The sequence below is a fragment of the Planctomycetia bacterium genome, assembly GCA_015200345.1.
Taxonomy (GTDB): Bacteria; Planctomycetota; Phycisphaerae; order UBA1845; family UTPLA1; genus PLA3.
In genome coordinates, this window is record CP054187.1 from 3,615,461 (window position 1) to 3,637,902 (window position 22,442).

Sequence of the window (22,442 nt, forward strand, 5' to 3'; positions counted from 1 at the left end):
GTTGCCCGTGGGGCTACTCCACGTTGAGAATGACCTTGATCGCGTCACCGGTGGCCATGGCCTTGAAACCCTGCTCGAAATCCGCGAGCGGGAACTCGTGCGTGATGATCGGCTTCAGGTTCACGCGGCCGGAAAGGATCAACTGCTCGGCCTGGTACCACGTCTCGTACATTCGCCGGCCGTTGATGCCGAGGATGCGGCTTGCCTTAAAGATGACATGATCGTTGAAATTGATCGGCACGGGTCCTTTGGGCAGGCCCAGGATGGCCATCGTGCCGCAGTTGCGCAGTGCGGCGAGCGCGCCGTTGATGGCCGAGGCCGCGCCGCTCATTTCGCAGACGACTTCCGGACCGAGGCCGTCGGTGAGATCGCGGACCTGCTCGATCCAGCGGTCGCCGGAGGAAACGAGACAATGGTCTGCACCGAGCTGCCGGGCGATTTCCAACCGGCGCTCGTCGAGGTCGGCGACGATCAATCGCGACGCGCCGGCCGCCTTGGCGACCGAGACCGCCATCAGGCCGATGATGCCGACGCCGGTGATGAGAACGCTTTTGCCCGAAACGCCCGCGGCCATCACCGTATGCACCGCGTTGCCCAGCGGGTCCAGGATGGCGGCGACGTCATCGGGGATGTCCTCGTGCAGCGGCCAGACGTTTGCGGCGGGCACAGCGAGGTACTGCGCGAACGTGCCGTCGCGGTCGATGCCAATGATGCGAACCTTGTCGCAGACGTGGGCGTTGCCGGTGCGGCAGGCCTGGCAGACGCCGCAGTGGATGTGCCCCTCGACGCTCACGCGCCGGCCGATGGTGATCGAATCGACCGAGGAGCCGACGGCCTCGACCGTGCCCATGACTTCGTGGCCGATGACGATGCCGATCTTGACGCGCGACTGCGCCCAGGGGCCCCATTCAAAGATGCCCCGATCGGTGCCGCAGATGCCGGCTTTGCGCACCTTGATCAATACATCGTGCGGGCCGAGGGCGGGAATGGGCAGGTCGGTGCAGTAGTCCAGCCCGACGTCCGGGCGCGTCTTTCGCAGGCCGACCATGAAGCCTTTCGCGGCGGGGGTTTGCACGGGTGACGGCCGGGTCAGGGTTGACATTTAGTTACCAGTCTTTTTTTGCTCGCTCTGGGCGGCAGCCTGGCGCTGCTCGATTGAGGCGATGGACTCCAGCCGCTGCTGAAGCTCATCATACAGCACGTCCACCATTTTGTGACCGGCGCTGTCCTTGGCGTCGCCCGCGGCGCCGGCCCGCTTCATGACGCTTTCCAGTACCGAATCAGCCGCCTTCTGCTGGTCCGCCGTGTACTTGAACCTGGCCGCGCATTGCTTCACGAAATCGGCCCAGGTGCTCGTCGCCGGAGCCGGCTTGATCTCGCGCGGCGGGGCCGGCGGCTGGACCGGCTGCGGCGGCGGATTGACGACGGCGGCGGGCATGACGGGCCGCTCGGGAACCTCGCGCTCGGCGGAGACAGGTGCCGTTGGTTGAGCGGGATTCTGTGCCATGGGTGTGGGCTGATTGGTGGCGGTGGGCGGAACGGTCTGCGGGTTTTCATCCTGCTGGGTCAGCGCCTGCACGTCCATCGGCGCGGCGCGCGGAATGATCGGCTTGGGCGTGATGGGAAGCGGCGGGACCAGGAACGCATCCAGTTTGGCGAGGTCAACCGGCGTCGCACCGGGAATGCCCGCAAGCTCGGCATTGAGTTTTGCGTGGCCGGCCGCAATGCGATCCGCGCTCAACGATCCCTCGGCCATCTTCGCGACCTTGGCGAGGCTCAATGGGCCCATGGCGTAGTATCGGGCGGCCTGGGCGCGCAGCCGGCTCATGACCTCGGTGCGCTTCTCCGGCGAATACTCTGGATTCTCGGAGGCGATGCCCAATGCGAGTCCCATGCGCGAAAGCGTGAGAGCGACATCAAATCGATACTTGTCCTGAAGCTTCGCCGCTTCGGCGAGCGATTTCTGAATCGCGGCCATCGCGGCAGGATCGGGTGCGTAGAAGTGGCGAACGAAGCGCTCGCGGTCCGCGATCAGCTTCGCGGTGTCCTGCTCCGTGGCAGGCAGGTAGAACTTGTCCTTGTCCGCGTTTTGAGCGTCCTTGCTTAACGGCACGTCTTGCGCCGATGCAAGGGCATGAACGGCGAACGAAGAAACCAAGACAACGAGGTAAAGCCGAGAACGGTTCAGTGCCATGATTCGCCTCGATACGGTCAGATGCGTCAACGCGGCCGAAAGCCTCGTCCCAAGTCTCGGCATTCTCGGCTAGGCTGCGCGCGGAGTCAATTGAACCACGAATTGGCAGGGGGGGATCCAACAGGATGCGGACCCGCAACCCGGCCCTGACAATATTGTTACATTCGCCGGGTCAGACCAGCCGAGTACCGCCGCGGCGCGTGACCCATTGGTCGTATTCTCCGCGGCAGTAGCGGTCGGTCATTCCGGCGATGTAATCACAGGCCACGCGCTGGGGCGTTTGGTCGCCGATGCGCGCGGAAAACCGCGCGGGCATCTTCGCGGGGTCCTTCACGAATACCGCGAACAATTCCGAAACGACTCGCCTTGCCTCGTCATCCATCCGCGCCACGCTCGGATGCCGATAGACCGCGTCGCGCAACAGGTTCTGATGGACATCGAGCTTCGCCTCCATGGCTGACGAAAACGCCACGGAGTCGGTGGGGCTGGTTCGTGCGGCATCGGGCGAGTCGATTCCCGCCGATTCGATCCGCCGGCGCGATTCCGCCGCCGCGTCGTCAATCAACAGGCGGTTCATTTCATCCAGCACCGGCCGGCGAATCGCGTGAGTCGGCGCGCCGGGCCACACCGCCTGCACGCGTTCGGCCGCTTCGGCCCAGAGCGGACTGGCCACGAGCTGGTCGGACGATAGGACGCTTTCGCGCAGGTCGCCGCCGTCGCCGTGCCAGGAGAGGTCAAACAGGGCGTCCTCGGTGTCGTGCAGTGCGTAGGCGATGGCATCGCCGAGGTTGGCGATCTGCCCCTCGATCGGCGGTCGAGGCCCGGATGCCAGCAGCTCGCGCGCGGCGTCATCATTCACTGGCGCCGCTTGATCGGGATGGTCGTACCGCGTGTGATGCTTGATAAGCGATTCGCGCAGTTCGTAGGAGAGATTCAATCCGCGAAAGGGCGGGTAGGGATGTTCGAGGTAATCGACGACGCGCAGGGATTGCAAGTTGTGTTCAAAGCCGCCGTGATCCGCCATGCACTGCGCCAGCGCGATTTCGCCGGCATGACCAAAGGGCGGATGGCCCAGGTCGTGCGCCAGGGCGATCGCGCCAGCCAGCCTGGCGTTCGCGCCGATGGCTCGCGCGAGCCGCTGCGATTGCGCGACGACTTCGAGCGTATGCGTGAGCCGCGTGCGGAAGTGATCGCTCAATCCGGTAACAAACACCTGCGTTTTGTGCATCAGCCGGCGAAACGCCGTACTGGAGAGGATGCGAGCGCGGTCCAATTCGAAGGGGCTGTCACCGCCGGCGAAGGGGTCGGGGTGTTGCCGTCCGCGCGAGGCGGCTTCGGCAACGGCGAATGGAGCGAGTTGTTCGGTTGCGCGAGACATGGCAGTTTACTTTTTAGCGCTGGGCAGGCCCAGTTGCCTTGCCCCCTCGCGGAGTTTCACAAGCAACCGGTCGAGCGCCTCGGGAATGACGCGGACATCGCCGAGAACGGCCATGAAGTTCGTATCGCCATTCCAGCGTGGGATCACATGGACGTGAACATGGCCCGGCAGCCCCGCGCCGGCACAGCGGCCGAAGTTGATGCCGACGTTGAATCCCTGCGGCGTGATGACGTGTCGCAGCAGCGCCTGGGCGTCGCGCGTGGTCCGGAAGAGCGCGGCGAGCAAATCATCGGACAGATCGGTCAGCTCCGCGCGGTGTTCCAGCGGCGCGATGAGCAGGTGGCCGTTGGTGTAGGGAAAGCGATTGAGCAATGCCATCGTGTCGGTTGTGCGCCAGATGACGTGATGGGTGTCGTCCGCCTCGGGCCGGGCGGCGTAGTCGCAGAGGAAGCACTCGGATGCTGCATCGCCGTCTTTTAGCGACTCGATGTACTGCATTCGCCAGGGCGCCCAGAGGTTGTCGGCGAACTCGCTCATGATCGGTAAAGAATAACGGCTTGGGACCGGCGGGTCGAAGGGGGTGTGCTCGAATGGTTGTTCGGCCGGTCACTCAATGCGTCGCGCCTTGAGTGCTTCGATTTCGTCGCGCAGCGCCTGTACTTCCGCTTTGATTTGCTGCAAGCCGCTCCGCAGGGATTCGATTTCGCTCAACGGCGACGCATGGGAGCTTGTTGTTCGAGCCATTGGCGCGGAATCGACCGCTTCCTCGACGACCGCACTCACGGCGATCGAATCCTCGCCGCACAACAAATGCCCGTGGCGAATCGCAGACTGACCCGGCTGCCGCGGCAGGACGGCCACAAACGGCGGGTCGCTTGTTTGTAATTCGGTGAGCAGTTCGTTGACGTAGTCAAGGGCCTCCAGCCGGAACATGCGCGAGGCATTGGCGCGCAGCTCGCCAGCGGTCTGCGGCCCGCGCAGAAATAATTCCGCCATGATCGCCCGCTGCGGCGTGGACCAGCCGAAGCGTTTCTCGACTTCGTGGATGAATCGGTTGACGCGCGAGTTGCGATCGGGCGGCGCTTGCGAAACGAGCTGCCATCGCGTCAGGCCGTGCAGCGCGGTGGATACATCGGCCTCGGTATAGTGCGTGATCGGATCGCGATTGTTCTTCTGATTGCAGGCCGCCGTGATGGCGTTGATCGTCATGGGGTAATACTCGGGCAGGGCGAGCGACTTCTCGATCAGCACGCCCAGCACGCGGGCTTCCTGCGGTGTGAGGGTGACAGCCATGCGAGCGGGTCTCCGTCAGCAAGTCGGTTTCCACTACGATAACCGGTCGCGCGGGCGTTGAAAAAGCGCCGTCACACGCGCGGTCCCGCTCGGATAGAATGACAGCGCGCCCGTTGAAACGGGGTCGCAGGAGACGCCGATGCAGAGCGAACCGCATCGCACCCATGACGCCATCGAGACAAATACGTTTGACGGCCTACGCTAATTGCGCGGGTTGAGCGGGCAAGCTCCCGCGGGGAGTGCTCGCGCAGGTGCTGCGCGAATTGCCGGCCACGTCGCACCCCGACCTGCTGATCGGACCCGAGCATTTTTCCGACGCGGGCGTGTACCGATTGCGCGCCGATCTCGCCATCGTGCAGACAACGGATTTCTTCCCGCCGCTGGTGGATGATCCGTACACCTTCGGTCAGATCGCGGCAGCCAACAGTCTGTCGGATTGCTACGCGATGGGCGCGACGCCGATCACGTGCCTCAACATCGTGGGGTTTCCGGATAAAGATGTTCCGCTTGAGATTCTCGACGCCATTCTTGCGGGCGGGGCGAGCAAGGTCGCGGAGGCCGGCGCGGTGATCCTCGGCGGCCATTCCGTGCGGGACGCAGAGATCAAGTACGGCTTGGCGGTGACGGGGACGGTGCATCCCGAGCAAGTGCTGACCAATCGCGGGGCACGACCGGGCGACGTGCTGATTCTGACGAAGCCGATCGGATCGGGGATCCTGGCCAGCGCGGCGAAGAATGAGAAGATTTCGCAGGACGAATTCGCCGAGGCGATCACGGTGATGACGGAATTGAACGCCGCCGCGTCGCGGGTGGCAGTGCGCGTCGGCGCGCATGCTGTGACGGACATCACGGGGTTCGGATTGATCGGGCATGCGTTTGAACTGGCCGAGGCGTCGAGCGTGACAGTTGAGCTGTCTGCGTCGCGCGTGCCGCTGATGAAGCGGGCGCGCGAGTTGGCGGAGGCGGGCGTGGTCACGCGGGCATGGAAGCAGACGCTGGAGAGCCTGGGTACGGGGTATGCGAACGAGGGGGTGGACGGTGTGCTGGAGAAAGTGCTCGCCGATGCGCAGACCTCGGGCGGATTGCTGCTGTCGATCCCTGCGCACGATGCGGAGCGTGTTTTAACTGAATTGCGAAATGAAGGCGTGGCATCGCCGGCGGCCGTCGGCGAGGTTCATCCCAAGTCGGTTACAGTTCTGAATTTGCGACCATAGCTCGGTGCGTGCGGACGAAGGGAGTGGCCCGAAAAGGCTGCACAAAGGACAACCGGCGAAGTCGTCAGCACGGAAGGCTTTAGCCGTAAGCCAATTCTGGTAAGCGACTTATGAAAATATCGGATTTTGATATTGACGGGGTTCGCCTGTTTCGATTACTTTGTTGAGTGTTCAACAAAATGGCAGGCGAGAAACGAAACACACGGAAGAAGATCGTTGAAACTGCTCGAGCACTGTTCCATGAGCGCGGCTATCACGCGACCGGCTTGGCGGAAATCCTCAAAGCGTCGGGCGTGGGCGCGGGGAGCCTGTATCACTTCTTCGCATCGAAGGAAGAACTGCTCTCGGCGGTGCTCGATTGGTACCTCGAGATGCTTTACCCCGGTGTCATGGACGGGCCGTTTGCGTCGACAACCGATCCGATCGGCCGCGTGGTGGCGGTGTTGAAGGGGTATCGCGAGATGCTTCTGATGACGGATTTCAATCTGGGCTGCCCGATCGGCAATCTCGCGCTGGAGCTGGGCGCGGGGGCGGGGCCGGTGGTTCGAGAGAAGATCGCGCAGAACTTCACGAACTGGTGCGCGGCCCTGGAGAAGTGCCTCGTGGAGGCGGGCGACCGGCTTCCTGCGGACGTGGATCGCGCGGCGCTGGCGCGATTTGCTCTCACGGTCATGGAAGGGGGCATCATGCAGGCGCGGTCGCATCGCGACATTCGGTACTATGACGCATCAGTGGCACAATTCGAGGACTATCTGAACCGGTTGCAAGCACAGGCCCGACAGGAGAAACAAGTGCGCGGCGAGGGGTAGGCGCCTCCGGCGCGCGAAGACTGGAGAATGAGATGGACAGCAGGACGTATGACACAGGAGTTGTTCGCAGGACGAAGAACGTTGCTTCCGTTGCCGCGTGGGTCGCGGCGTTGGCGATGTGGGCGCAGACCGCCCCGTCACTTGCGGGTGGCGATGATGCGCCGCAGCAGCGCGTCCTGCACAAGGAGATCGTGATCGACGCGCCGGTCAGCCGGATTTGGGAATGCTGGACGGACTCGGTCGAGATGGCCAGATTCTTCTCGCCCGATTCGAAAATCGAAATGCGCATCGGAGGAGCGTACGAGTGTTACATGGGCATGAAGGAGCCTGACGAGTCCGGCGGCCGCGGATCGGAGGGCTGCAAGCTGTTGAGCTTCATCCCCAACGAGCTGTTGGCGTTCGAGTGGAACTTTCCGCCGAAGGTGTCGGCCCTGCGCAACGCCCATGAGAAGACGTTTGTCGTGCTTCAATTCTTAACGGAGAAGGCCGGCAGAACCCGGGTGATTCTCGATCAGGTCGGATGGAAGAAGGGAAAGGACTGGGACGCCGGATATGAGTATTTCAACGCAGCCTGGGGGATGGTGCTGAAGAATCTGAAGGAACATCTTGAAGCAGAGGATGCGACCGATGACCGCCCGGATGACGTGCCGCCGCTCAAGACGTGGCAGGACGGAGCTGTGAAAGTTACGTCAGTCGAGGGGCGGGAGAAGAAACAATGCTTTGAACTCGAAATCGCTGCGCCGGTGGAAGAAGTGTGGAAAGTTCTCGCCACAACCGACGGCCTCAAGCGACTGGGCGGCCAAGATCCGCTGGTTGAATTGAAGCCGGGCGGAGCATGGGCATTCTGGCCGAAGTCGCCTAACAAGGTCCTCGCGTATGTGCCGCACGCGGTGTTATCGACGCGCGGCAGTGCGCCGCCGAAATTCCCGACGGTGCAGAAAGAAGGCACGTGGGGAGCGTTTTATTTTGAGCCGGTGGGAGACTCGAAAACGAAGTTGCGACTCACGGTCGTCGGCTGGCGAGCCGGTGAGAAGGAATGGGACGACGCGTATGAGTACTTTCTGAAGAACAATCCCGTATTCCTGAAGATGGTCGCGAAGGCGTTGGGCGATGCCGGACCAGCAGGCGATTCCGCTAGCGCGCAGCAGTCGAGCGCGCCTCGCGCCGACGTGACCGCGGCAGGCGATGAGAAAGCGGGCAACATCCTCCGTCATTCGGCGATCATCGATGCGCCGGTGGAAGAAGTCTGGAAGGCCTTCACGACCAAGGAGGGCATGGAGTCGTGGATGGTCGCGCACGCGGAGATTGACTTGCGCGTCGGCGGCAGGATGCGCACGCACTACAGCCCGGACGGTGTGATCGGCGACGAGAACACCATTGAGAACATCATCTTGAGTTACGAACCGAACCGGATGCTTTCGATCAAGGTCGGCAAGCCGCCGGCCAATTTTCCCTTCAAGGCGGCCGTAAAGCACATGTGGACGGTCGTTCATTTCGAGCCGGTTGATGGCGACCGGACGCGCGTGACGGTTTGCGGCATGGGTTACGGCGACGATGAAGACTCCCGGAAGCTGCGAGCGTTTTTTGACAAAGGCAACGACTGGACCGTCAAACAGTTGCAGGCGAAGTTTGCGAAGTCCCGCAAGGCGGGCGGGGCGGGCAATCCGCGGCCGGAACCGGAGGAAGGCGATCCGGATTCGAATGCCGCGACCGATGTCGGCGCGAGTCTCGACCCGCAGTTCGAGTCCTATCTGGCCCATGTCGCGGCGGCATCGGTTCGGCGGTGGCTGGATGCCGCGCCGCGCGATCGCGAGGTGTACGGATTGAGTTTTTCACGCGATGGCCAACGGCTGGCCTCGGCGTCGTATGACCAGACGGTGCGATTGTGGGATGTCGCAACGGGGGTGCAGGCCGCGATGCTCATCCGCTCGCCCGAGTCGGCTTACGACGTGGATTTCTGTCCGGATGGGACGCGACTGTGTGCGTCATTCGTGGATGGGACCGTACGTATTCTCGACAGCATTTCGCTGGCGAAGCGCGTGCAGGAGCGCGTGACCTTATCGTCGCGTCGGAATTCTCCCGGCGCGAATTGAACGCAGTTGTTGGATGCACACTTACCGGAAAGGCAGGATTCAACCATGAACGCCCGAAACAAGTCCATGGTCCCCATGACCGCCGTCGGCACGATGGCTCAGATTGCGATGGTCGTCGCGGGGCATTATAGCGAGTTCATTAAGAACAATGTCTTCGCCATCGGCGGGATGCTGATCTCGCTCGCGGTCGCGGCGGTGTGGGCTGCGAAGGGCGCGGCATCGAAAGGAAACGCCTTCGGCGGTGGTGCGCTGGTCGGCGGACTCTGCGCGATCCTCGGCATCGCCGTGTCCGTCATCTTGGGTGATACCGACGCAGCCGTACTCGGTTTCGGCACGGCCGGTTCCGCCGTGGCGGGCGGCATCGGCGGAATCGCCACGTTCGCGCTAGGCGGCCGCAAGGTCGCGACCGCGGGTTGACCAATCGTCACGGCCCGGCGACGTACGCGGTCTTGAAACCCTCGACATCCAGGCCGTTTACTTCGCCGTCGCCGTTCAGGTCCGGCCCGCTGCACTGTGACGTTGAGACGGGGTTGTTCAGCATGGCGTCGACAAAAAGGTTGACGTCTTCGTCATCCACGCGCAGGTCGTTGTTCATGTCGCCGGCCTTGCCGAAGCACCAGATGAAGAGGCCGCGCTCGATGTCGCTGCCGAGGACGATCCCGCTGGGCAGGAAGGGGTAATTGTCCCACAAGCCGTTGAAGCCCGCGTTGTCGTTTGCGTCGTAGGTGTCGAAGAAGGCGACATGGATCGGCGCGGTCGGGTTGATCGCGTCGAAGATGCGCAGGCCGCTGCGATAATTCGACTCAAAGATGTAGCGCCCCTTCACGTAGAGATTGTGATCGACTGCCGGCAGACCGCTGGAGAAGGAGCCGACCTGTACCGGTGCCGAGAGATTGCTGATGCTGATGATGCGCGTGGCGGGGTTGCCGTCGGTTTCATCGTTCAGATAAAGATACTGTTTGTCCTCCGAGACCCAGCCCTGGTGGGAGAACGACGGCCCGTTGTATTGATAATTCGCGGTCAGGGTGATGATGTTCTGCTTGTCGGTGACGTCGAGAATCGTCAGGCCGGCCGCTCCGCCGCTGGAGCTGTTCTCGGTGAACCCGAAGACGATCTCCTTGCCGGCGTAAGGGCCGCTGGTGTACGTCACGGCCTGGCATTCGTGGAAGTATCGACCGGAAACGGCCGTCGTGACGAACGCGGGCGCAGCGGGGTTGGCGAGGCTGTAGATGCGAAGACCGAGGGTGCTGCCGCCGCCGCAGCGATAGGCGTATCCGCTGGCCTGATTGATTTCGAGCGTGTGCGTGCGCGAGGAGCCGGGCGTGTTGACGCGCGTGACGAATGTCACTATACCGTCATCAATCTGCGACAAATCGTACACTTCCAGCCCGGTGTTGGTCGCCTCGCTGACGACGTAGGCGTATTGGTCGTACACCTTGATGTCGCGCCACGAACTGGCGGCGCACGATGCGCAGTCCGGCACGACGGTGACGATTTGCGCGTTGGCCGGATCGGTCACCTCGACAAAGCCCGTGCCGCCCGACAGGCCGATGATGGCGTACTCTCGGCCGGACTTGGACACGTATCCTTCGCACGTGTTCGCCGAGGTGAAGGCCGCGTCGAAGGTCGTCACCGGAAACCAGCTCAAAAGTTGCACGTTTAGCGAGTCGAATCCCTGAAGCTGCGGCTTGCTGCCGCCCGCGGTCCAGGCCGGGCCTTCGTAGACCGGCTCTTCGGTGCCCGTGCCGCAGCCGCAGAAGTACAGACAGCCGCAAGAGGAACCGCATCCGCATCCGCCGCGCGGACAGCCGCCGTCGCCGCCGGCGAGCGCGACGGACGGTGTCAAATAACTACAAAAAGATAAATAAAGCACGGCCGCCAGCCATGCAACGACGATTCGACCTTGCCTTGAACGCACTCCACGTTCCTCCAGTTGAGTTTCCACCGGGGATGACCACCCACGGAGTGATTATACCAGATCGCCGCGCCGAGATCGTGCGCAAAACTCCGCGATTTAGCTACCCGGAAGGGATAATCACGATCGCCTTCGACGGCGTCGTCGGGCAATACTGCTCACAAATTCCGCAGCCGATGCATCCGCGGCCGTGATTCCCTGCGGCGTCGGGGTCGATGACCTCGACGCGGCCGGACTTGTCGAGTCGAATGGCGGTGGCACCGAGCGGGCACTTGTAGAGGCACTCAACGCAGGGTTGGCCGCTGGTGCGGACGCACACGGCGTGATCGACGCGTGCGAGGCCCATGCGAATGGCAAAGCGATCCACCAGCTTCAGCGCGCCGCTGGGGCAGACCTTCATGCAGGCCAGTTCGTCGCAGACAACGCAGGCTTGGCGCACCGGTGTCACGATCGGCGTGCCGCGCACACGGTCGTCGATGCTGACCGAGAGCGTGATCGCGTCGGCCGGGCAGCTCTCGGCGCAGCGGCCGCATCGATGACAGGTGTCGAGAAACTCAATTTCGGGCAGCGCGCCGGGCGGACGAAGCAGGACCGGAGCGATGAAGGACTCCGGCAGGCGTTTTTCGATGGCGTCGGCCAGCGGGCGCATCAGGCGGCGGAGGCTCTCGGCGAAAAATCCGCGGCGATCCTGCGGCGGGAGGTTGTCGAGCGGTTCGGGCATTTTGTTATTGTACGCGCCGGCATGCGTTCCCGTGCAAATGCGTTCTGACGACTTGTTCCGCGCTTGGTTTTCTTCATTCGCATCCGCTAGATTACCTTGCAAACCAACGTCAATGGAGCATCGTCATGGCCCAGCCGGCCGACGCCGAGACCATCGCCACCGCCGAGAACGTCTTTCGCGAGTTCCTGCGAGATCGCGGCCTGAAATACACCGACGAGCGGCAGGACATCCTCCGTGCCGTCATGCAAAACGACGAGCACTTCGAGGCCGAGCAATTGTTGCTCGACATGCGCCAGAAAGATTCCCGCGTCGGCAAGGCGACGGTCTATCGAACGCTCAAGCTGCTCGTCGCCTGCGGAATCGTGAAAGAGGTGCATTTCTCAAATAAGCAGGTTCACTACGAACACACCTACGGCCAGGATCCGCACGACCACATGGTCTGTCGGCGGTGCGGGCGCATTATCGAGTTCGGCGCGGCCGACGTGGTGCGGCTCCGCGCAGCGCTGGCGGCGCAGCATCGTTTTCACGCGCTGGCGCATCGCTTTCAAATCACGGGGCTGTGTGAGGCGTGTGTGAAAAGCTGCCCGATCGGCCTGCGAGCACAGACGATCGTCGGCCCGCGCGGCTCGGCCAAACCGCAGCGGACTAACACAAAGCGGCGTAAGTGAGGATCGTCAGAATGATGATCTTCGCCCGCCGGCGAACAAATGCAGTGACGAGATCCGCCACGACGACGACCATCCTTCATCCCCCCGCTCGCCGCGCCGCCGGTTATGGGCGGATTGCGCCGGCCTCACTCAAGAGGGGGATAGTGCAAAGGGCGGAGTGCCATGACGTTGCCGATGGGCCGCGGCGCGGGCCGACCGCGCAAGTGGCGTCGCAGCAGCGAATTGTGAAGTGGCAGATGGGTTGCGGAAGTTGATCGGCCTTGGCGCGGTTACGCAGGGGTGTTGCGTTCATTCAACGCGAATGTTGGACGGTTGCAACGACCGAATATGTCGTGTCGACAAAGGTCAACGAGCGCGATCAATTCGATTCGCGGACGCACAGGCAGCTCGCGCCGATCTTCGTGTCGGCCCGTGCCCATGCCTTCGCCAGTCGCGCCTCGATCCTGGATGCTTCGTCCGTTGCTCCGCGGGAACGAAGACATTTGCCGAGACCGAACAGCGACCAGCCGTTTTCCGGCCAGTGCTCCAGATCCTCGCGATAAACCTTCTCCGCTTCGTCGTGGCGCCCGGCGCTCACCAGCACCGCGCCAAGCGTATGCCGCACCGGCTGAATCCAATCCGGCGGCTCGGTGTAGAGCAGCGTATCTTCAATCGTCACCGCCTCGCGCAACTCGCGAACGGCCGCATCGATTTCGCCGCGCGCGAAGGCGATCTCGCCGGCCAGCACGTGATCGGCGATCTTCATGATCGTTACGCCTTTGTTCGCGCCCATCAGCGCATCGGGCGGCACGCGCTTCGCCGCGGCGCGAAAGGCGGACTGCTCGACGGCGGCCGGGCCAAGCTGATGTTTGGCCGCATAGGCCACGCCGCGCGAGAAGTGCCACATCGCCTTGCTGATCGGCAGCCCGGCTGGCGGCGGCGGCTCGCGGAGAATGTCATCCCACAGGCCGAACCGTTTGAGCGCGTCGATCGCCGCGCCCATGTACGGATCGGCGAACTGCGGCATGTCGCGAATGAAGCCCGGCGGAATCCTGGCCAGCATCTCGCGGGCCGCGCTGACGGCTCGCTCACGCCGACCTTCCATCATGCACGCGAACATCAGGAAATGCGCGTTGTGTGCCATGTAACCGGCATACAGTCCCTGCGTCGGCATGATCGCGCGATAGGTCGTGTCCGCCACGATCGCCCGCTCGTTCTGATCCGCCGCCTTCGTCCAGTTGCCGACCTGCACGTCAATGTGTGACGGCATGTGCTGCAAGTGACCTGATTGCGGCACCCGGTCGCGAAGCCGATCCGCCGCGGCGACGGCCTTTTCCGGCGTCGGCGACCCCTCCAGCGCGTGGATGTACAAATGCAGCGCCCCGGGGTGATTCGGCGAAATCGCCAGCACCGCGTCGAGCACCTCAATGATCTCCGTCACGCGGCCTTTCGGCGAGCCGTCCTTGTTCCAAAGATCCCACGGCTGCAAATCCATCAACGCTTCGGCGTACAGCGAGCCGACATCGACGTCGTTCGGATACGCCTGCCAGACTCTCTGCATGGCCGCGGCGTAGGCTTCGTCGAGCGGCTTGCGGTCGGCCGGTTGCGGATCGGCGTAGCGCGTGGCGACCGCGTCGATCAGCGCGCGCTCGACGAGGCTGGCCTTGTCGCGCAGCGCCTGGGCGCGCTTCACCGCTTCGACGGCGGTTTTCTCGCGCTGCGGCGTGACGATCATGTTGTTGATGTGCGGGCCGTTGCAGAGCGCGACGCCCCAGTGCGCCATGGCGCAGTCCGGGTCGAGGCGAGCGGCCGTTTTGAACGAGCGAATCGCTTCGTCGTGGTTGAAGGCGTAGGCCCAGGTGAGGCCCTGGTTGAAGTATCGCTGCGCGCTGGGCGAGGTCGTCGTGACGGGTCGCTCGTGATCACCCATTCCGTCGAACAGCACGGCGATGTCTTCGCGCGGCGGCTGCGCGGCGGGCTGGATGCAGCCGGGGAGGAGGGTGAACAAGGTTAACGTCGCGACCAATATGACGCGGGTCATGACAATTTCTCCTTCGAATCGAATGCGCCCGCGTCATTGTATCCCTCATGCGATGCGTGCGAAACCAGTCCGCGGTTCGCGTGTAGCCGAATCCTTCGGATCACCGATATACTGCCGCGTTTCAGCGCCGCGACCATCCGGAAGCGCCGAGGAACGAAACCTCGTGAGGCGAGAAGCGGTCGAGTCACGCAGCCCAGGGAATTGCAATGCCCAAAGACACAGCCAAAATGGAAAAGATCGTCGCCCTCTGCAAGCGGCGCGGGTTTATTTTTCAATCCTCCGAAATCTACGGCGGCATCAACGGCTTCTGGGATTACGGCCCCCTTGGCGTCGAGTTGAAACGAAACATCAAGGACGCCTGGTGGAACGACATGGTCCAGCACCCACCCGTCGGCCCCGACGGCCGCGAGATCAGCATGGTCGGCGTCGACTGCTCGATCATCATGAACCCGAAGGTGTGGGAAGCCAGCGGCCACGCGACGGGGTTCGCGGATCCGATGATTGATTGCAAGACCGAAGGGTGCAAGGGGCGTTTTCGGGCCGATCAAATCAGCGAATCGCAATGCCCGCTCAAACCAAGCAAATGTCCGGGAAAGCACGACAAGTGCCAACTGACTGAGGCTCGTCAATTCAATCTGATGTTTGAATCTCATGCCGGCGCGATCAAAGACGACGCCAACAAAGTCTGGCTTCGCCCCGAGACCGCCCAGGGCATCTTCGCCAACTTCAAGAACGTCTGCGATTCCACGCGCGTGAAGATTCCCTTCGGCATCGCCCAGGTCGGCAAGGCCTTTCGAAACGAGATCAACCCGCGGAATTATACCTTTCGCAGCCGCGAGTTCGAACAAATGGAGATCGAATTCTTCTGCCACGAAAAGGACGCGATGAAATGGTGGGAGTGGTGGCGCGACGTGCGGATCAACTGGTACAAGTCGCTGGGTCTCGCCGGCGAGAATCTCAAACCGCGCAACCAGGACGAAAAAGAACTGGCTCACTACAGCAAGGCCTGCACCGATATTGAGTATTACTTCCCCTTCGCCGACGAGCCGCAGGAGCTGGAGGGCGTCGCCCATCGCGGCTGCTTCGACCTCACGCAGCACCAGACCCACAGCGGCAAGGACATGACCTACTTCGACGACGAGACCAAGGAGCGCTTCACGCCGACGGTGATCGAGCCGTCCGCCGGAGCCGACCGCAGCACGCTCGCGTTCATCTGCGAGGCGTACACGGTGGACGAATCGCGCCCCTCGCCGGAACTGATGAAGTTTCATCCGCGCCTGGCGCCGATCAAGGCGGCGGTCTTTCCGCTGGTGAACAAGGACGGTCTGCCGGAGATCGCCGAGCCGCTGTTCCGTGAGATTCGCAAGCGCTGGCCGGCGCAGTACGACTCGAAGCAGAGCATCGGCAAGCGCTACGCACGGATGGACGAAGCCGGCACGCCGTATTGCTTCACCGTCGACGGCCAGACCAAGGAAGACGGCACGGTGACGGTGCGCGATCGGGATACGGGCAGGCAGGAGCGGATCGACAAATCGCGCGTGGTAGAGTTTCTGGCGGATCAGCTTACCGGGGCATCCAAGTGAAACACCGCAACGGTGTTCGTATCAGGGTGGTCGTCGCGCGGACGGGTCGCCCGGCGGCACATCACCGCAATCCCTCCGGAGCCGAAGCAGGGATCGGCTCTGGCCACGTCCCCCCGGCGGTTTCGACCGGCATTGATTCCGGGGCTTGTCACGAAGTTTCTTCCGCTTGAGTTCGACCACTGTCTTCAGATAACATGAGAGCGTCGTTCGGGCATCGTGATCCTGGATGGTCCATCTTCGCGTCGCCCGATGGTCTCTGCTATTCCGCGGAGGAGTGCCATGCGACGCGGACGCATCCTGTCTATCCGTCTGTCCATCGTTGTTTACCTGACCCTTCCCCTTCTGATGACAGCCGCCGCCCGCGCGGCGAGCGGTCCGGCCGAATCCGGGCCATTTGATGACCGCGTGCCCGACGGGCTAAGCGCCTCCGACTGGTCGAGCATCCGCGCGGTGTATGAGGCCAATCGCCATGCGGCCTTCCCGATCGCGGGTGGCTGGCAGGCCCGCAACCCCGGCCAGCAGTGGATCACGCGCTCGACGGCCGCGGCTTTCTCACCGCGCCTGATTCCGGTGAGTGGTCGTGGGGGCTGGAGCTGGTGAGCTACGGCCGGGCGAATGATCCGAGCCGCGCGTGAGCAAGCGGGTTCGATTCGTGAACCCGCGTTCCCGTCGCGCGAACATGAAGAGGCCGCTTGCATAGGGTCGCGGTACGGACCGCCGGCCTGCGTCGAGGCCGCTGGCGGGCGCGTGTCGTATCAGTGGGACGACGCGGCGACCGAGTGGTACGTGAATGACCGGCGCGGTCTGGAGCACGGCTACACGGTGCACCGGCGGCCGGAGGTATCTCGAGTCGAGGCGTCCGCGCGCATGGCTGCGCGCGCGGGCTGAAGCCCGCGGCTCTTTGGAGGAGCCATTGACATTCACCTTGGCGGTGCGTGGCGACCTGCGTCCGCGGGTGAGCGGGGACGGTCGGAATGTGACGTTTGTCGATCAATCCGGCGCGGCGGTGGTGACCTACGTGGGGCTGACGGTCTTCGATGCCGCCGGCAGGATCGTCCCTGCGTGGTTCGAGGCAGCCGGCGATGAGATGTCGGTTGATTCGAACCCGCTTGCTCACGCGCGCGGCTCGGTTGATCGACATGGGCTTCGGCTGATCGTTGATGATGCAAACGCGGTCTATCCGCTGACCATCGACCCGATCGCCCAGCAGGCGTATCTGAAGGCCTCCAACACCGGGGCGGACGACCAGTTCGGCCAGTCGGTGGCGGTCAGCGGCGACGCGGTGGTGGTCGGGGCGTACCGGGAGGACAGCAGCGCTACGGGCGTGAACGGCAACGGAGCCGACAACGGCGCCGGCGACTCCGGCGCGGCCTACGTCTTCGTCCGCAGCGGCGGGGTCTGGAGCCAGCAGGCCTATCTGAAGGCCTCCAACACCGGGGCGAACGACCAGTTCGGCTACTCGGTGGCCGTCAGCGGCGACACGGTGGTGGTCGGGGCGTTCCGGGAGGACAGCAGCGCCACCGGCGTGAACGGCAACCAGGCCGACAACAGCGCCAGCAACTCCGGCGCGGCCTACGTCTTCGTCCGCGACGGCAACGGCGTCTGGAGCCAGCAGGCCTATCTGAAGGCCTCCAATACCGGGGCGAACGACTGGTTCGGCCTCTCGGTGGCCGTCGACGGCGACACGGTGGTAGTCGGGGCGCTATTCGAGGCCAGCAGCGCAACCGGCGTGAACGGCAACGGAGCCGACAACAGCGCCACCGCTGCCGGCGCGGCCTACGTCTTCGTCCGCGACGGCAACGGCGTCTGGAGCCAGCAGGCCTATCTGAAGGCCTCCAACACCGGGGGTGACGGGTTCGGCAACTCGGTGGCTGTCAGCGGCGGCACCGTGGTGGTCGGGGCGCCTTTCGAGGACAGCAGCGCCACCGGCGTGAACGGCAACGGAGCCGACAACAGCGCGATCGACTCCGGCGCGGCCTACGTCTTCGTCCGCGACGGCAACGGCGTCTGGAGCCAGCAGGCCTATCTGAAGGCCTCCAACACCGGGGCGAACGACCAGTTCGGCTGGTCGGTGGCGGTCAGCGGCGACAACGTGGTAGTCGGGGCACCGGGCGAGGACAGCAGCGCTACGGGCGTGAACGGCAACGGAGCCGACAACAGCGCCGCGGATTCCGGCGCGGCCTACGTCTTCGTGCGCGACGGCAACGGCGTCTGGAGCCAGCAGGCGTATCTGAAGGCCTCCAACACCGAAGTGGGCGACGGGTTCGGGTTCTCGGTGGCGGTCAGCGGCGGCACCGTGGTGGTCGGGGCACAGGGCGACGACAGCAGCGCTACGGGCGTGAACGGCAACGGAGCCGACAACAGCGCCGCCGACTCCGGCGCGGCCTACGTCTTCGTGCGCGACGGCAACGGCGTCTGGAGCCAGCAGGCCTATCTGAAGGCCTCCAACACTGGGGCGAGCGACAGGTTCGGCTGGTCCGTGGCCGTCAGCGGGGACACGGTGGTGGTCGGGGCGCGGCTCGAGGACAGCAGCGCCACGGGCGTGAACGGCAGCGAGGTCGACAACAGCGCCGCGGATTCGGGGGCGGCCTACGTCTTCACCGGCTTGGGGCCGGACAGCGACGGCGACGGCACGCCCGACTTGCTCGACGACTGCCCGAATGATCCTGCCAAGATTGCCCCGGGCCAGTGCGGCTGCGGCAATCCCGATACCGACAGCGACGGCGATGGCACGGCGGATTGCGACGACCTCTGTCCGAACGATCCCGACAAGACCAACCCCGGTGCCTGTGGTTGCGGCATTCCTGACACCGACGCCAACAACGACGGTGTCCCCGACTGCTTCAGCATCGATCTCTGTCCGAACGATCCCGACAAGATCGCGCCGGGCACTTGCGGCTGCGGTACGCCCGACACCGACACGGACGGCGATGGCACGCCGGATTGTCTGGACGATGATGACGGCAACACCAACGGGAACGAGAATCAGAACAACAACGGCAATTCGAACTGCAACGACAACGAGCCGGCACTCGCTTCCAGTCCAGAGGCCTGTGGCGTGACCTGCGGCCCGGGAATGGGCACGATGATGCCGCTCGTGGGCTTGTTTCTGGTCGGCATGCGTCGTCGTCGGCGCGCTCGTCCATTACCGCGATGATACGCTGATCGCCTGTCCCGCTCTGTTACGCCCTGCTCGGCCTGACTGCTGATAGTCTGGTGAATTGACACGCCGCCAGAGGAGAACCACCTGGGGCGGCGTGCTCTTTTTGAGCGAGGGCTGTCCAATCGTATAATGAAGGCTGACTCGCAAACAGAGGTGCCACCTGAAGGAACGAAAAAGAATCGATCTGGGCGTCGTCGCGGAACGGGCCGTGCTTGTCGGCCTGATCCTTCCGGGCGACGCGCCGCGCGGAACGCGTTACGACCCGTTGGCCGAGCTTGCCTCTCTGGCAGAAGCGGCCGGGGCACAGGTCGTCGGCCGGACGATTCAGAAGCGCGGCCGAATCGACCCGGCGACGTACATCGGCAGCGGCAAGGTAGAAGAATTGGCGGCCTACGCCGATGAGAAGGGCGCGGACGTCATTATCTTTGACAATGAGCTGACGCCGTCGCAGATTCGCGAATTGGACAAGGCTTGCAAGCGGCGGGTGATCGATCGCACCGAGTTGATTCTCGACATCTTCGCCAGCCGGGCGCGCACCGCCACGGCCCGGTTGCAGGTGGAACTGGCGCAGCTCGAGTACACGTCTCCGCGTCTGCGTGGCATGTGGACGCACCTGGAACGCATCGCCGGCGCGGGCGGCGGCACGACGGCCGGGGCGGTCGGGGCGATCGGCACGCGCGGGCCTGGCGAGCGCCAGATCGAGATCGACCGGCGCATCGTACAGAAACGCGTCACGTTTCTGCGCAACCAGCTGGCCCACATAGACCAGCGCCGGGTGCGCGAGGTCAGGGCTCGCGGGGATTATTTCACTGTCAGCCTCGTCGGCTACACCAATGCGGGCAAAAGCACGCTGATGAACGCCCTCACCGGCGCCGAGACGTATGTTGCTGACAAACTTTTCGCCACGCTCGATACGCGCACGCGGCGATGGAACCTCGGCGGCGGGCAACTCGCGCTTCTTTCGGACACGGTCGGTTTTGTTCGCGATCTGCCTCACCAGCTCGTCGCGTCCTTCCGCGCGACGCTCGAAGAGACGATCCACTCCGATCTCCTGCTCCACGTCGTCGACGCGTCGGCCCATGACGCAATCCAGCAATACGAGGCGGTTCGATCGGTCCTTGGCGAGCTGGAATGTGACACGATTCCGGCGATCATCGTGTTGAACAAGATCGACGCCCTGGATGATGCCGGTGAACTGGCACTTTTGCGAGCGCAACTGCCTGATGCCGCGGAGATTTCGGCTCGATCCGGTGCGGGACTGCCCGAGTTGTCTGGCCGCGTCCTGGCCGTGATGCGAGACCGATTCGTTCGATTGTGGCTCGAAAGCAGCAGCGCCAACGGTCGGCTCATCTCTTACCTAAGCCAGCACGGCCACGTTCTCGGACGCGAGTACGTCGACGGCCGCGTCCGCCTGGACGTCCGATTGCCGCGCGGGGAGGTGGCTCGCGTTGTCAAAATGGGGGCGTCAGTGGTTGATTCTTCCTCGGCCGGCCCCGCTGGAACCGATTCGGCGGTCGACGCCTAATCTGCTGCGAGTAACGTGGCATCATTCTGAAAACGATTCGTTATTTCCGGTACCACGCACGCCTTAAACATGGAGTCTCCATCCAGATCGACCGATCTGGAAGCGTATTGGCGCGCGACCCGTCGGGCGGGCGGCCCGGTGGGGCCGGCACTCGCGGCTGGCGGATGGAGACTCGTCATGATGAAGCAGACTATTCGACTGGACGCCCAGGCCAGTCAGCATGCACTGGAGCAAGCCGTTCTCTATCACGCCCAGGCGGTGATCAACGTCCCCGAGCGGTCTGATGTCACGGTGAATGGCTTTTTGCTGACTGCGGATGCGTCAACGGTGCTGATGGAAATCACCGGCAAGCCGGCGATCAAGTCGGCGGAGCTGATCGGCAAGTCAATCCACGTCGAGCTGTTCAGCGACCAGCGCTATCACTTCACGACGACGGTGCAATCGGCCCCGATCTGGGGGGCGAGCCAGGCGCTGGCACTCGTGCGGCCGGCGGAATTGACCGTGATCGACCGGCGGCGCTTCTGGCGCGCGAAGCTGGCGCCATCGGCGCGGGTGGCCTTGGAGTGGACGCACTGCGGATCACGCGAGCGGCACAGCGCGGCGCTGTTGAACATTTCGGTGGATGGATTGGCCTGTCGCGTGGACAAACTGGCGGCGTCCGCGATCGAAGTTCAAGGCGCTGTGAAGGCTCGCTTTCGAATGCGAGACAGCACACGGGAATTCGAACTCGACTCCATTGTGATGAACAAAACGCCCGCCAGTGACGGGGGATTCATCCTCGGTCTGCAATTCGCGCGGGTGTTCGACTCCGTGGCTCAACTGGCGGATTTGCGAAAAATCCTCAACCCGGGGCCAGCGGTCCGGGCTTCAAGCGAGGCAGAGGCACTGACATGAATCACGCTCCGCAAACAATCCCGGACGCCGCGCAAACCGGTCCTTCGGATGGCTCTCCGATCGAGTCGGTTCTGGTCTGGGCTGCGTCGAAGCGCGTTCCGGTCACGGTCTCGCTCGAGCAGGACGGCTGCTGGCAGAATATCCGGACGCATCTGGTGGAGTTTGATGCGAACGAAAAGCTGCTGAAGCTCGAACTGACGCCGGCGACCGGCGACGGCCGCGACGCGATCGTGGTGGCCCCCCCGGGTTTGCAGGTCTCGGCCGGCCAGCTCGTGGGCATGACGTTCCGCCGCGGCCATAAGAAGTGCGTGTTTGTGACACGTGTCGTCGTGCTTCAGGAGACCGAGGGAAGTGAGGATGGCCGCGCGGCGAAGATGCTCGTGCTCCGAGCGCCGCGGGATGTGAAGGAACTGCAACGCCGTTCGTATCAGCGCATCACGCTGCCGCCGGATCAGTTCGTGGCGGTGCGATTGTGGCAGGGCGGGTTGCCGTCGAAAGAGCATTCGGTGGGGCCGAGCTGCTCCGGTCGCGTGGGGAACATTTCGCTCGGCGGAATCCTGATTGATATTCGCAAGGAACACAACCCGCGTTTGACGGTCGGTGAGAACGTCGGGGTCGAAATCACGCCAAGGCCCGGTAGCGCCCCGTTGCTGATCGAAGGGCAATATCGACATTGCGTGATCACCGGCGACGACCGGCTGGGTCTCGGCGTTCAGTTTCTCGGGCTGGAGCGGGAGCGGCCCGGCTGCTCGACGCTCGCGGACGTCAACGCGTTTATAGGAGACATTCGTCGGTTTGCGACGCGGGGCAACTGGTTCGCCTGATCCGCGCGGCGCGCAAAACGTCGGCGCGCAAAAAAAGAGGATCCGAGCTCGCCGTTACTCGGATCCTCCAAGCCAGGCTGTCCCGCCTAACAGCGGAAGACCCACAGCCTCGCGATATATATCGGCACCGGATTCGTCGAATTCCATG

General features: G+C 63.6%; 20 protein-coding genes. 12 read left to right on the forward strand and 8 right to left on the reverse strand.

Annotated features, from left to right (window positions below; genetic code table 11):
* Positions 1-13: 13 nt before the first annotated feature.
* From tdh to HRU71_14780, 5 genes are all read right to left on the reverse strand, one after another.
* Entirely contained in the window at positions 14-1,102 is a 1,089-nt protein-coding gene (gene tdh / locus HRU71_14760; protein QOJ04670.1) for an L-threonine 3-dehydrogenase, read from the reverse strand.
* Entirely contained in the window at positions 1,103-2,194 is a 1,092-nt protein-coding gene (locus HRU71_14765; GenBank protein QOJ04671.1) for a hypothetical protein, read from the reverse strand.
* A gap of 172 nt (positions 2,195-2,366) precedes the next feature.
* Positions 2,367-3,572: a dNTP triphosphohydrolase gene (dgt, locus tag HRU71_14770; GenBank protein ID QOJ04672.1), complete on the reverse strand. Its 1,206-nt coding sequence runs from the start codon at positions 3,570-3,572 to the stop codon at positions 2,367-2,369.
* A gap of 6 nt (positions 3,573-3,578) precedes the next feature.
* Entirely contained in the window at positions 3,579-4,109 is a 531-nt protein-coding gene (locus HRU71_14775) for an HIT domain-containing protein (GenBank protein QOJ04673.1), read from the reverse strand.
* 69 nt (positions 4,110-4,178) lie between these two features.
* Positions 4,179-4,865, reverse strand: coding sequence for a YceH family protein (locus HRU71_14780; protein ID QOJ04674.1), 687 nt, complete (start codon positions 4,863-4,865; stop codon positions 4,179-4,181).
* A gap of 164 nt (positions 4,866-5,029) precedes the next feature.
* Here HRU71_14780 and selD point away from each other — a divergent pair, with 164 nt between their 5' ends.
* The 4 genes from selD to HRU71_14800 all read left to right on the forward strand — a co-directional run bounded on the left by selD (position 5,030) and on the right by HRU71_14800 (position 9,398).
* The gene (gene selD / locus HRU71_14785) at positions 5,030-6,079 is read left to right on the forward strand and encodes a selenide, water dikinase SelD (protein QOJ04675.1); all 1,050 of its coding nucleotides are present in this window, start codon (positions 5,030-5,032) and stop codon (positions 6,077-6,079) included.
* A gap of 179 nt (positions 6,080-6,258) precedes the next feature.
* The gene (locus tag HRU71_14790; GenBank protein ID QOJ04676.1) at positions 6,259-6,888 is read left to right on the forward strand and encodes a TetR/AcrR family transcriptional regulator; all 630 of its coding nucleotides are present in this window, start codon (positions 6,259-6,261) and stop codon (positions 6,886-6,888) included.
* A 32-nt stretch (positions 6,889-6,920) separates the two neighbouring features.
* Positions 6,921-8,981 (forward strand): SRPBCC domain-containing protein, encoded by a 2,061-nt coding sequence (locus HRU71_14795; GenBank protein QOJ04677.1) that lies wholly within the window; start codon positions 6,921-6,923, stop codon positions 8,979-8,981.
* A gap of 75 nt (positions 8,982-9,056) precedes the next feature.
* Positions 9,057-9,398, forward strand: a complete 342-nt coding sequence (locus HRU71_14800; protein QOJ04678.1) for a hypothetical protein — start codon at positions 9,057-9,059, stop codon at positions 9,396-9,398.
* 7 nt (positions 9,399-9,405) lie between these two features.
* Here the strand turns inward: HRU71_14800 and HRU71_14805 are convergent, their stop codons facing one another.
* Both HRU71_14805 and HRU71_14810 read right to left on the reverse strand, forming a co-directional pair.
* Positions 9,406-10,899, reverse strand: coding sequence for a choice-of-anchor B family protein (locus tag HRU71_14805; GenBank protein ID QOJ04679.1), 1,494 nt, complete (start codon positions 10,897-10,899; stop codon positions 9,406-9,408).
* Positions 10,900-10,999: 100 nt separating this feature from the next.
* Positions 11,000-11,617 carry a 4Fe-4S dicluster domain-containing protein gene (locus HRU71_14810; protein QOJ04680.1) on the reverse strand — a complete coding sequence of 206 codons (618 nt, stop codon included), beginning with the start codon at positions 11,615-11,617 and terminating at the stop codon, positions 11,000-11,002.
* Positions 11,618-11,742: 125 nt separating this feature from the next.
* On the opposite strand from HRU71_14810, the gene HRU71_14815 reads away from it, so the two are divergent.
* Positions 11,743-12,285 (forward strand): transcriptional repressor, encoded by a 543-nt coding sequence (locus HRU71_14815; GenBank protein QOJ04681.1) that lies wholly within the window; start codon positions 11,743-11,745, stop codon positions 12,283-12,285.
* A 358-nt stretch (positions 12,286-12,643) separates the two neighbouring features.
* Here HRU71_14815 and HRU71_14820 read toward each other — a convergent pair whose 3' ends face one another.
* On the reverse strand, positions 12,644-14,305 hold the full coding sequence (locus tag HRU71_14820) for a tetratricopeptide repeat protein (GenBank protein ID QOJ04682.1): 1,662 nt from the start codon (positions 14,303-14,305) through the stop codon (positions 12,644-12,646).
* A 227-nt stretch (positions 14,306-14,532) separates the two neighbouring features.
* Here HRU71_14820 and HRU71_14825 point away from each other — a divergent pair, with 227 nt between their 5' ends.
* The 7 genes from HRU71_14825 to HRU71_14855 all read left to right on the forward strand — a co-directional run bounded on the left by HRU71_14825 (position 14,533) and on the right by HRU71_14855 (position 22,294).
* Positions 14,533-15,888 (forward strand): glycine--tRNA ligase, encoded by a 1,356-nt coding sequence (locus HRU71_14825; protein QOJ05033.1) that lies wholly within the window; start codon positions 14,533-14,535, stop codon positions 15,886-15,888.
* Positions 15,889-16,167: 279 nt separating this feature from the next.
* On the forward strand, positions 16,168-16,488 hold the full coding sequence (locus tag HRU71_14830; protein ID QOJ04683.1) for a hypothetical protein: 321 nt from the start codon (positions 16,168-16,170) through the stop codon (positions 16,486-16,488).
* 15 nt (positions 16,489-16,503) lie between these two features.
* Positions 16,504-16,776, forward strand: a complete 273-nt coding sequence (locus tag HRU71_14835; protein QOJ04684.1) for a hypothetical protein — start codon at positions 16,504-16,506, stop codon at positions 16,774-16,776.
* 199 nt (positions 16,777-16,975) lie between these two features.
* Complete coding sequence (locus tag HRU71_14840; GenBank protein ID QOJ05034.1) at positions 16,976-19,045, forward strand: FG-GAP repeat protein; 2,070 nt, start codon at positions 16,976-16,978, stop codon at positions 19,043-19,045.
* Positions 19,046-19,211: 166 nt separating this feature from the next.
* On the forward strand, positions 19,212-20,576 hold the full coding sequence (hflX, locus tag HRU71_14845) for a GTPase HflX (GenBank protein QOJ05035.1): 1,365 nt from the start codon (positions 19,212-19,214) through the stop codon (positions 20,574-20,576).
* Between the two features lie 177 nt (positions 20,577-20,753).
* The gene (locus tag HRU71_14850; protein ID QOJ04685.1) at positions 20,754-21,470 is read left to right on the forward strand and encodes a PilZ domain-containing protein; all 717 of its coding nucleotides are present in this window, start codon (positions 20,754-20,756) and stop codon (positions 21,468-21,470) included.
* Positions 21,467-22,294 carry a PilZ domain-containing protein gene (locus HRU71_14855; GenBank protein ID QOJ04686.1) on the forward strand — a complete coding sequence of 276 codons (828 nt, stop codon included), beginning with the start codon at positions 21,467-21,469 and terminating at the stop codon, positions 22,292-22,294. Before HRU71_14850 ends, HRU71_14855 begins: the two co-directional genes overlap by 4 nt.
* Positions 22,295-22,442 lie beyond the last annotated feature (148 nt).

What these genes read in the sequence shown, in the direction of transcription:
- HRU71_14815 (QOJ04681.1), top strand. Translation starts at nt 11,743, where the DNA reads ATGGCCCAGCCGGCCGACGCCGAGACCATCGCCACCGCCGAGAACGTC.
- HRU71_14855 (QOJ04686.1), top strand. Translation starts at nt 21,467, where the DNA reads ATGAATCACGCTCCGCAAACAATCCCGGACGCCGCGCAAACCGGTCCT.
- HRU71_14810 (QOJ04680.1), bottom strand. Translation starts at nt 11,617, where the DNA reads ATGCCCGAACCGCTCGACAACCTCCCGCCGCAGGATCGCCGCGGATTT.
- HRU71_14850 (QOJ04685.1), top strand. Translation starts at nt 20,754, where the DNA reads ATGATGAAGCAGACTATTCGACTGGACGCCCAGGCCAGTCAGCATGCA.
- HRU71_14780 (QOJ04674.1), bottom strand. Translation starts at nt 4,865, where the DNA reads ATGGCTGTCACCCTCACACCGCAGGAAGCCCGCGTGCTGGGCGTGCTG.
- HRU71_14775 (QOJ04673.1), bottom strand. Translation starts at nt 4,109, where the DNA reads ATGAGCGAGTTCGCCGACAACCTCTGGGCGCCCTGGCGAATGCAGTAC.
- HRU71_14800 (QOJ04678.1), top strand. Translation starts at nt 9,057, where the DNA reads ATGACCGCCGTCGGCACGATGGCTCAGATTGCGATGGTCGTCGCGGGG.
- HRU71_14820 (QOJ04682.1), bottom strand. Translation starts at nt 14,305, where the DNA reads ATGACCCGCGTCATATTGGTCGCGACGTTAACCTTGTTCACCCTCCTC.
- tdh (QOJ04670.1), bottom strand. Translation starts at nt 1,102, where the DNA reads ATGTCAACCCTGACCCGGCCGTCACCCGTGCAAACCCCCGCCGCGAAA.
- HRU71_14840 (QOJ05034.1), top strand. Translation starts at nt 16,976, where the DNA reads ATGTCGGTTGATTCGAACCCGCTTGCTCACGCGCGCGGCTCGGTTGAT.
- HRU71_14825 (QOJ05033.1), top strand. Translation starts at nt 14,533, where the DNA reads ATGGAAAAGATCGTCGCCCTCTGCAAGCGGCGCGGGTTTATTTTTCAA.
- HRU71_14795 (QOJ04677.1), top strand. Translation starts at nt 6,921, where the DNA reads ATGGACAGCAGGACGTATGACACAGGAGTTGTTCGCAGGACGAAGAAC.
- HRU71_14765 (QOJ04671.1), bottom strand. Translation starts at nt 2,194, where the DNA reads ATGGCACTGAACCGTTCTCGGCTTTACCTCGTTGTCTTGGTTTCTTCG.
- HRU71_14835 (QOJ04684.1), top strand. Translation starts at nt 16,504, where the DNA reads ATGATCCGAGCCGCGCGTGAGCAAGCGGGTTCGATTCGTGAACCCGCG.
- HRU71_14830 (QOJ04683.1), top strand. Translation starts at nt 16,168, where the DNA reads ATGCGACGCGGACGCATCCTGTCTATCCGTCTGTCCATCGTTGTTTAC.
- HRU71_14790 (QOJ04676.1), top strand. Translation starts at nt 6,259, where the DNA reads ATGGCAGGCGAGAAACGAAACACACGGAAGAAGATCGTTGAAACTGCT.
- dgt (QOJ04672.1), bottom strand. Translation starts at nt 3,572, where the DNA reads ATGTCTCGCGCAACCGAACAACTCGCTCCATTCGCCGTTGCCGAAGCC.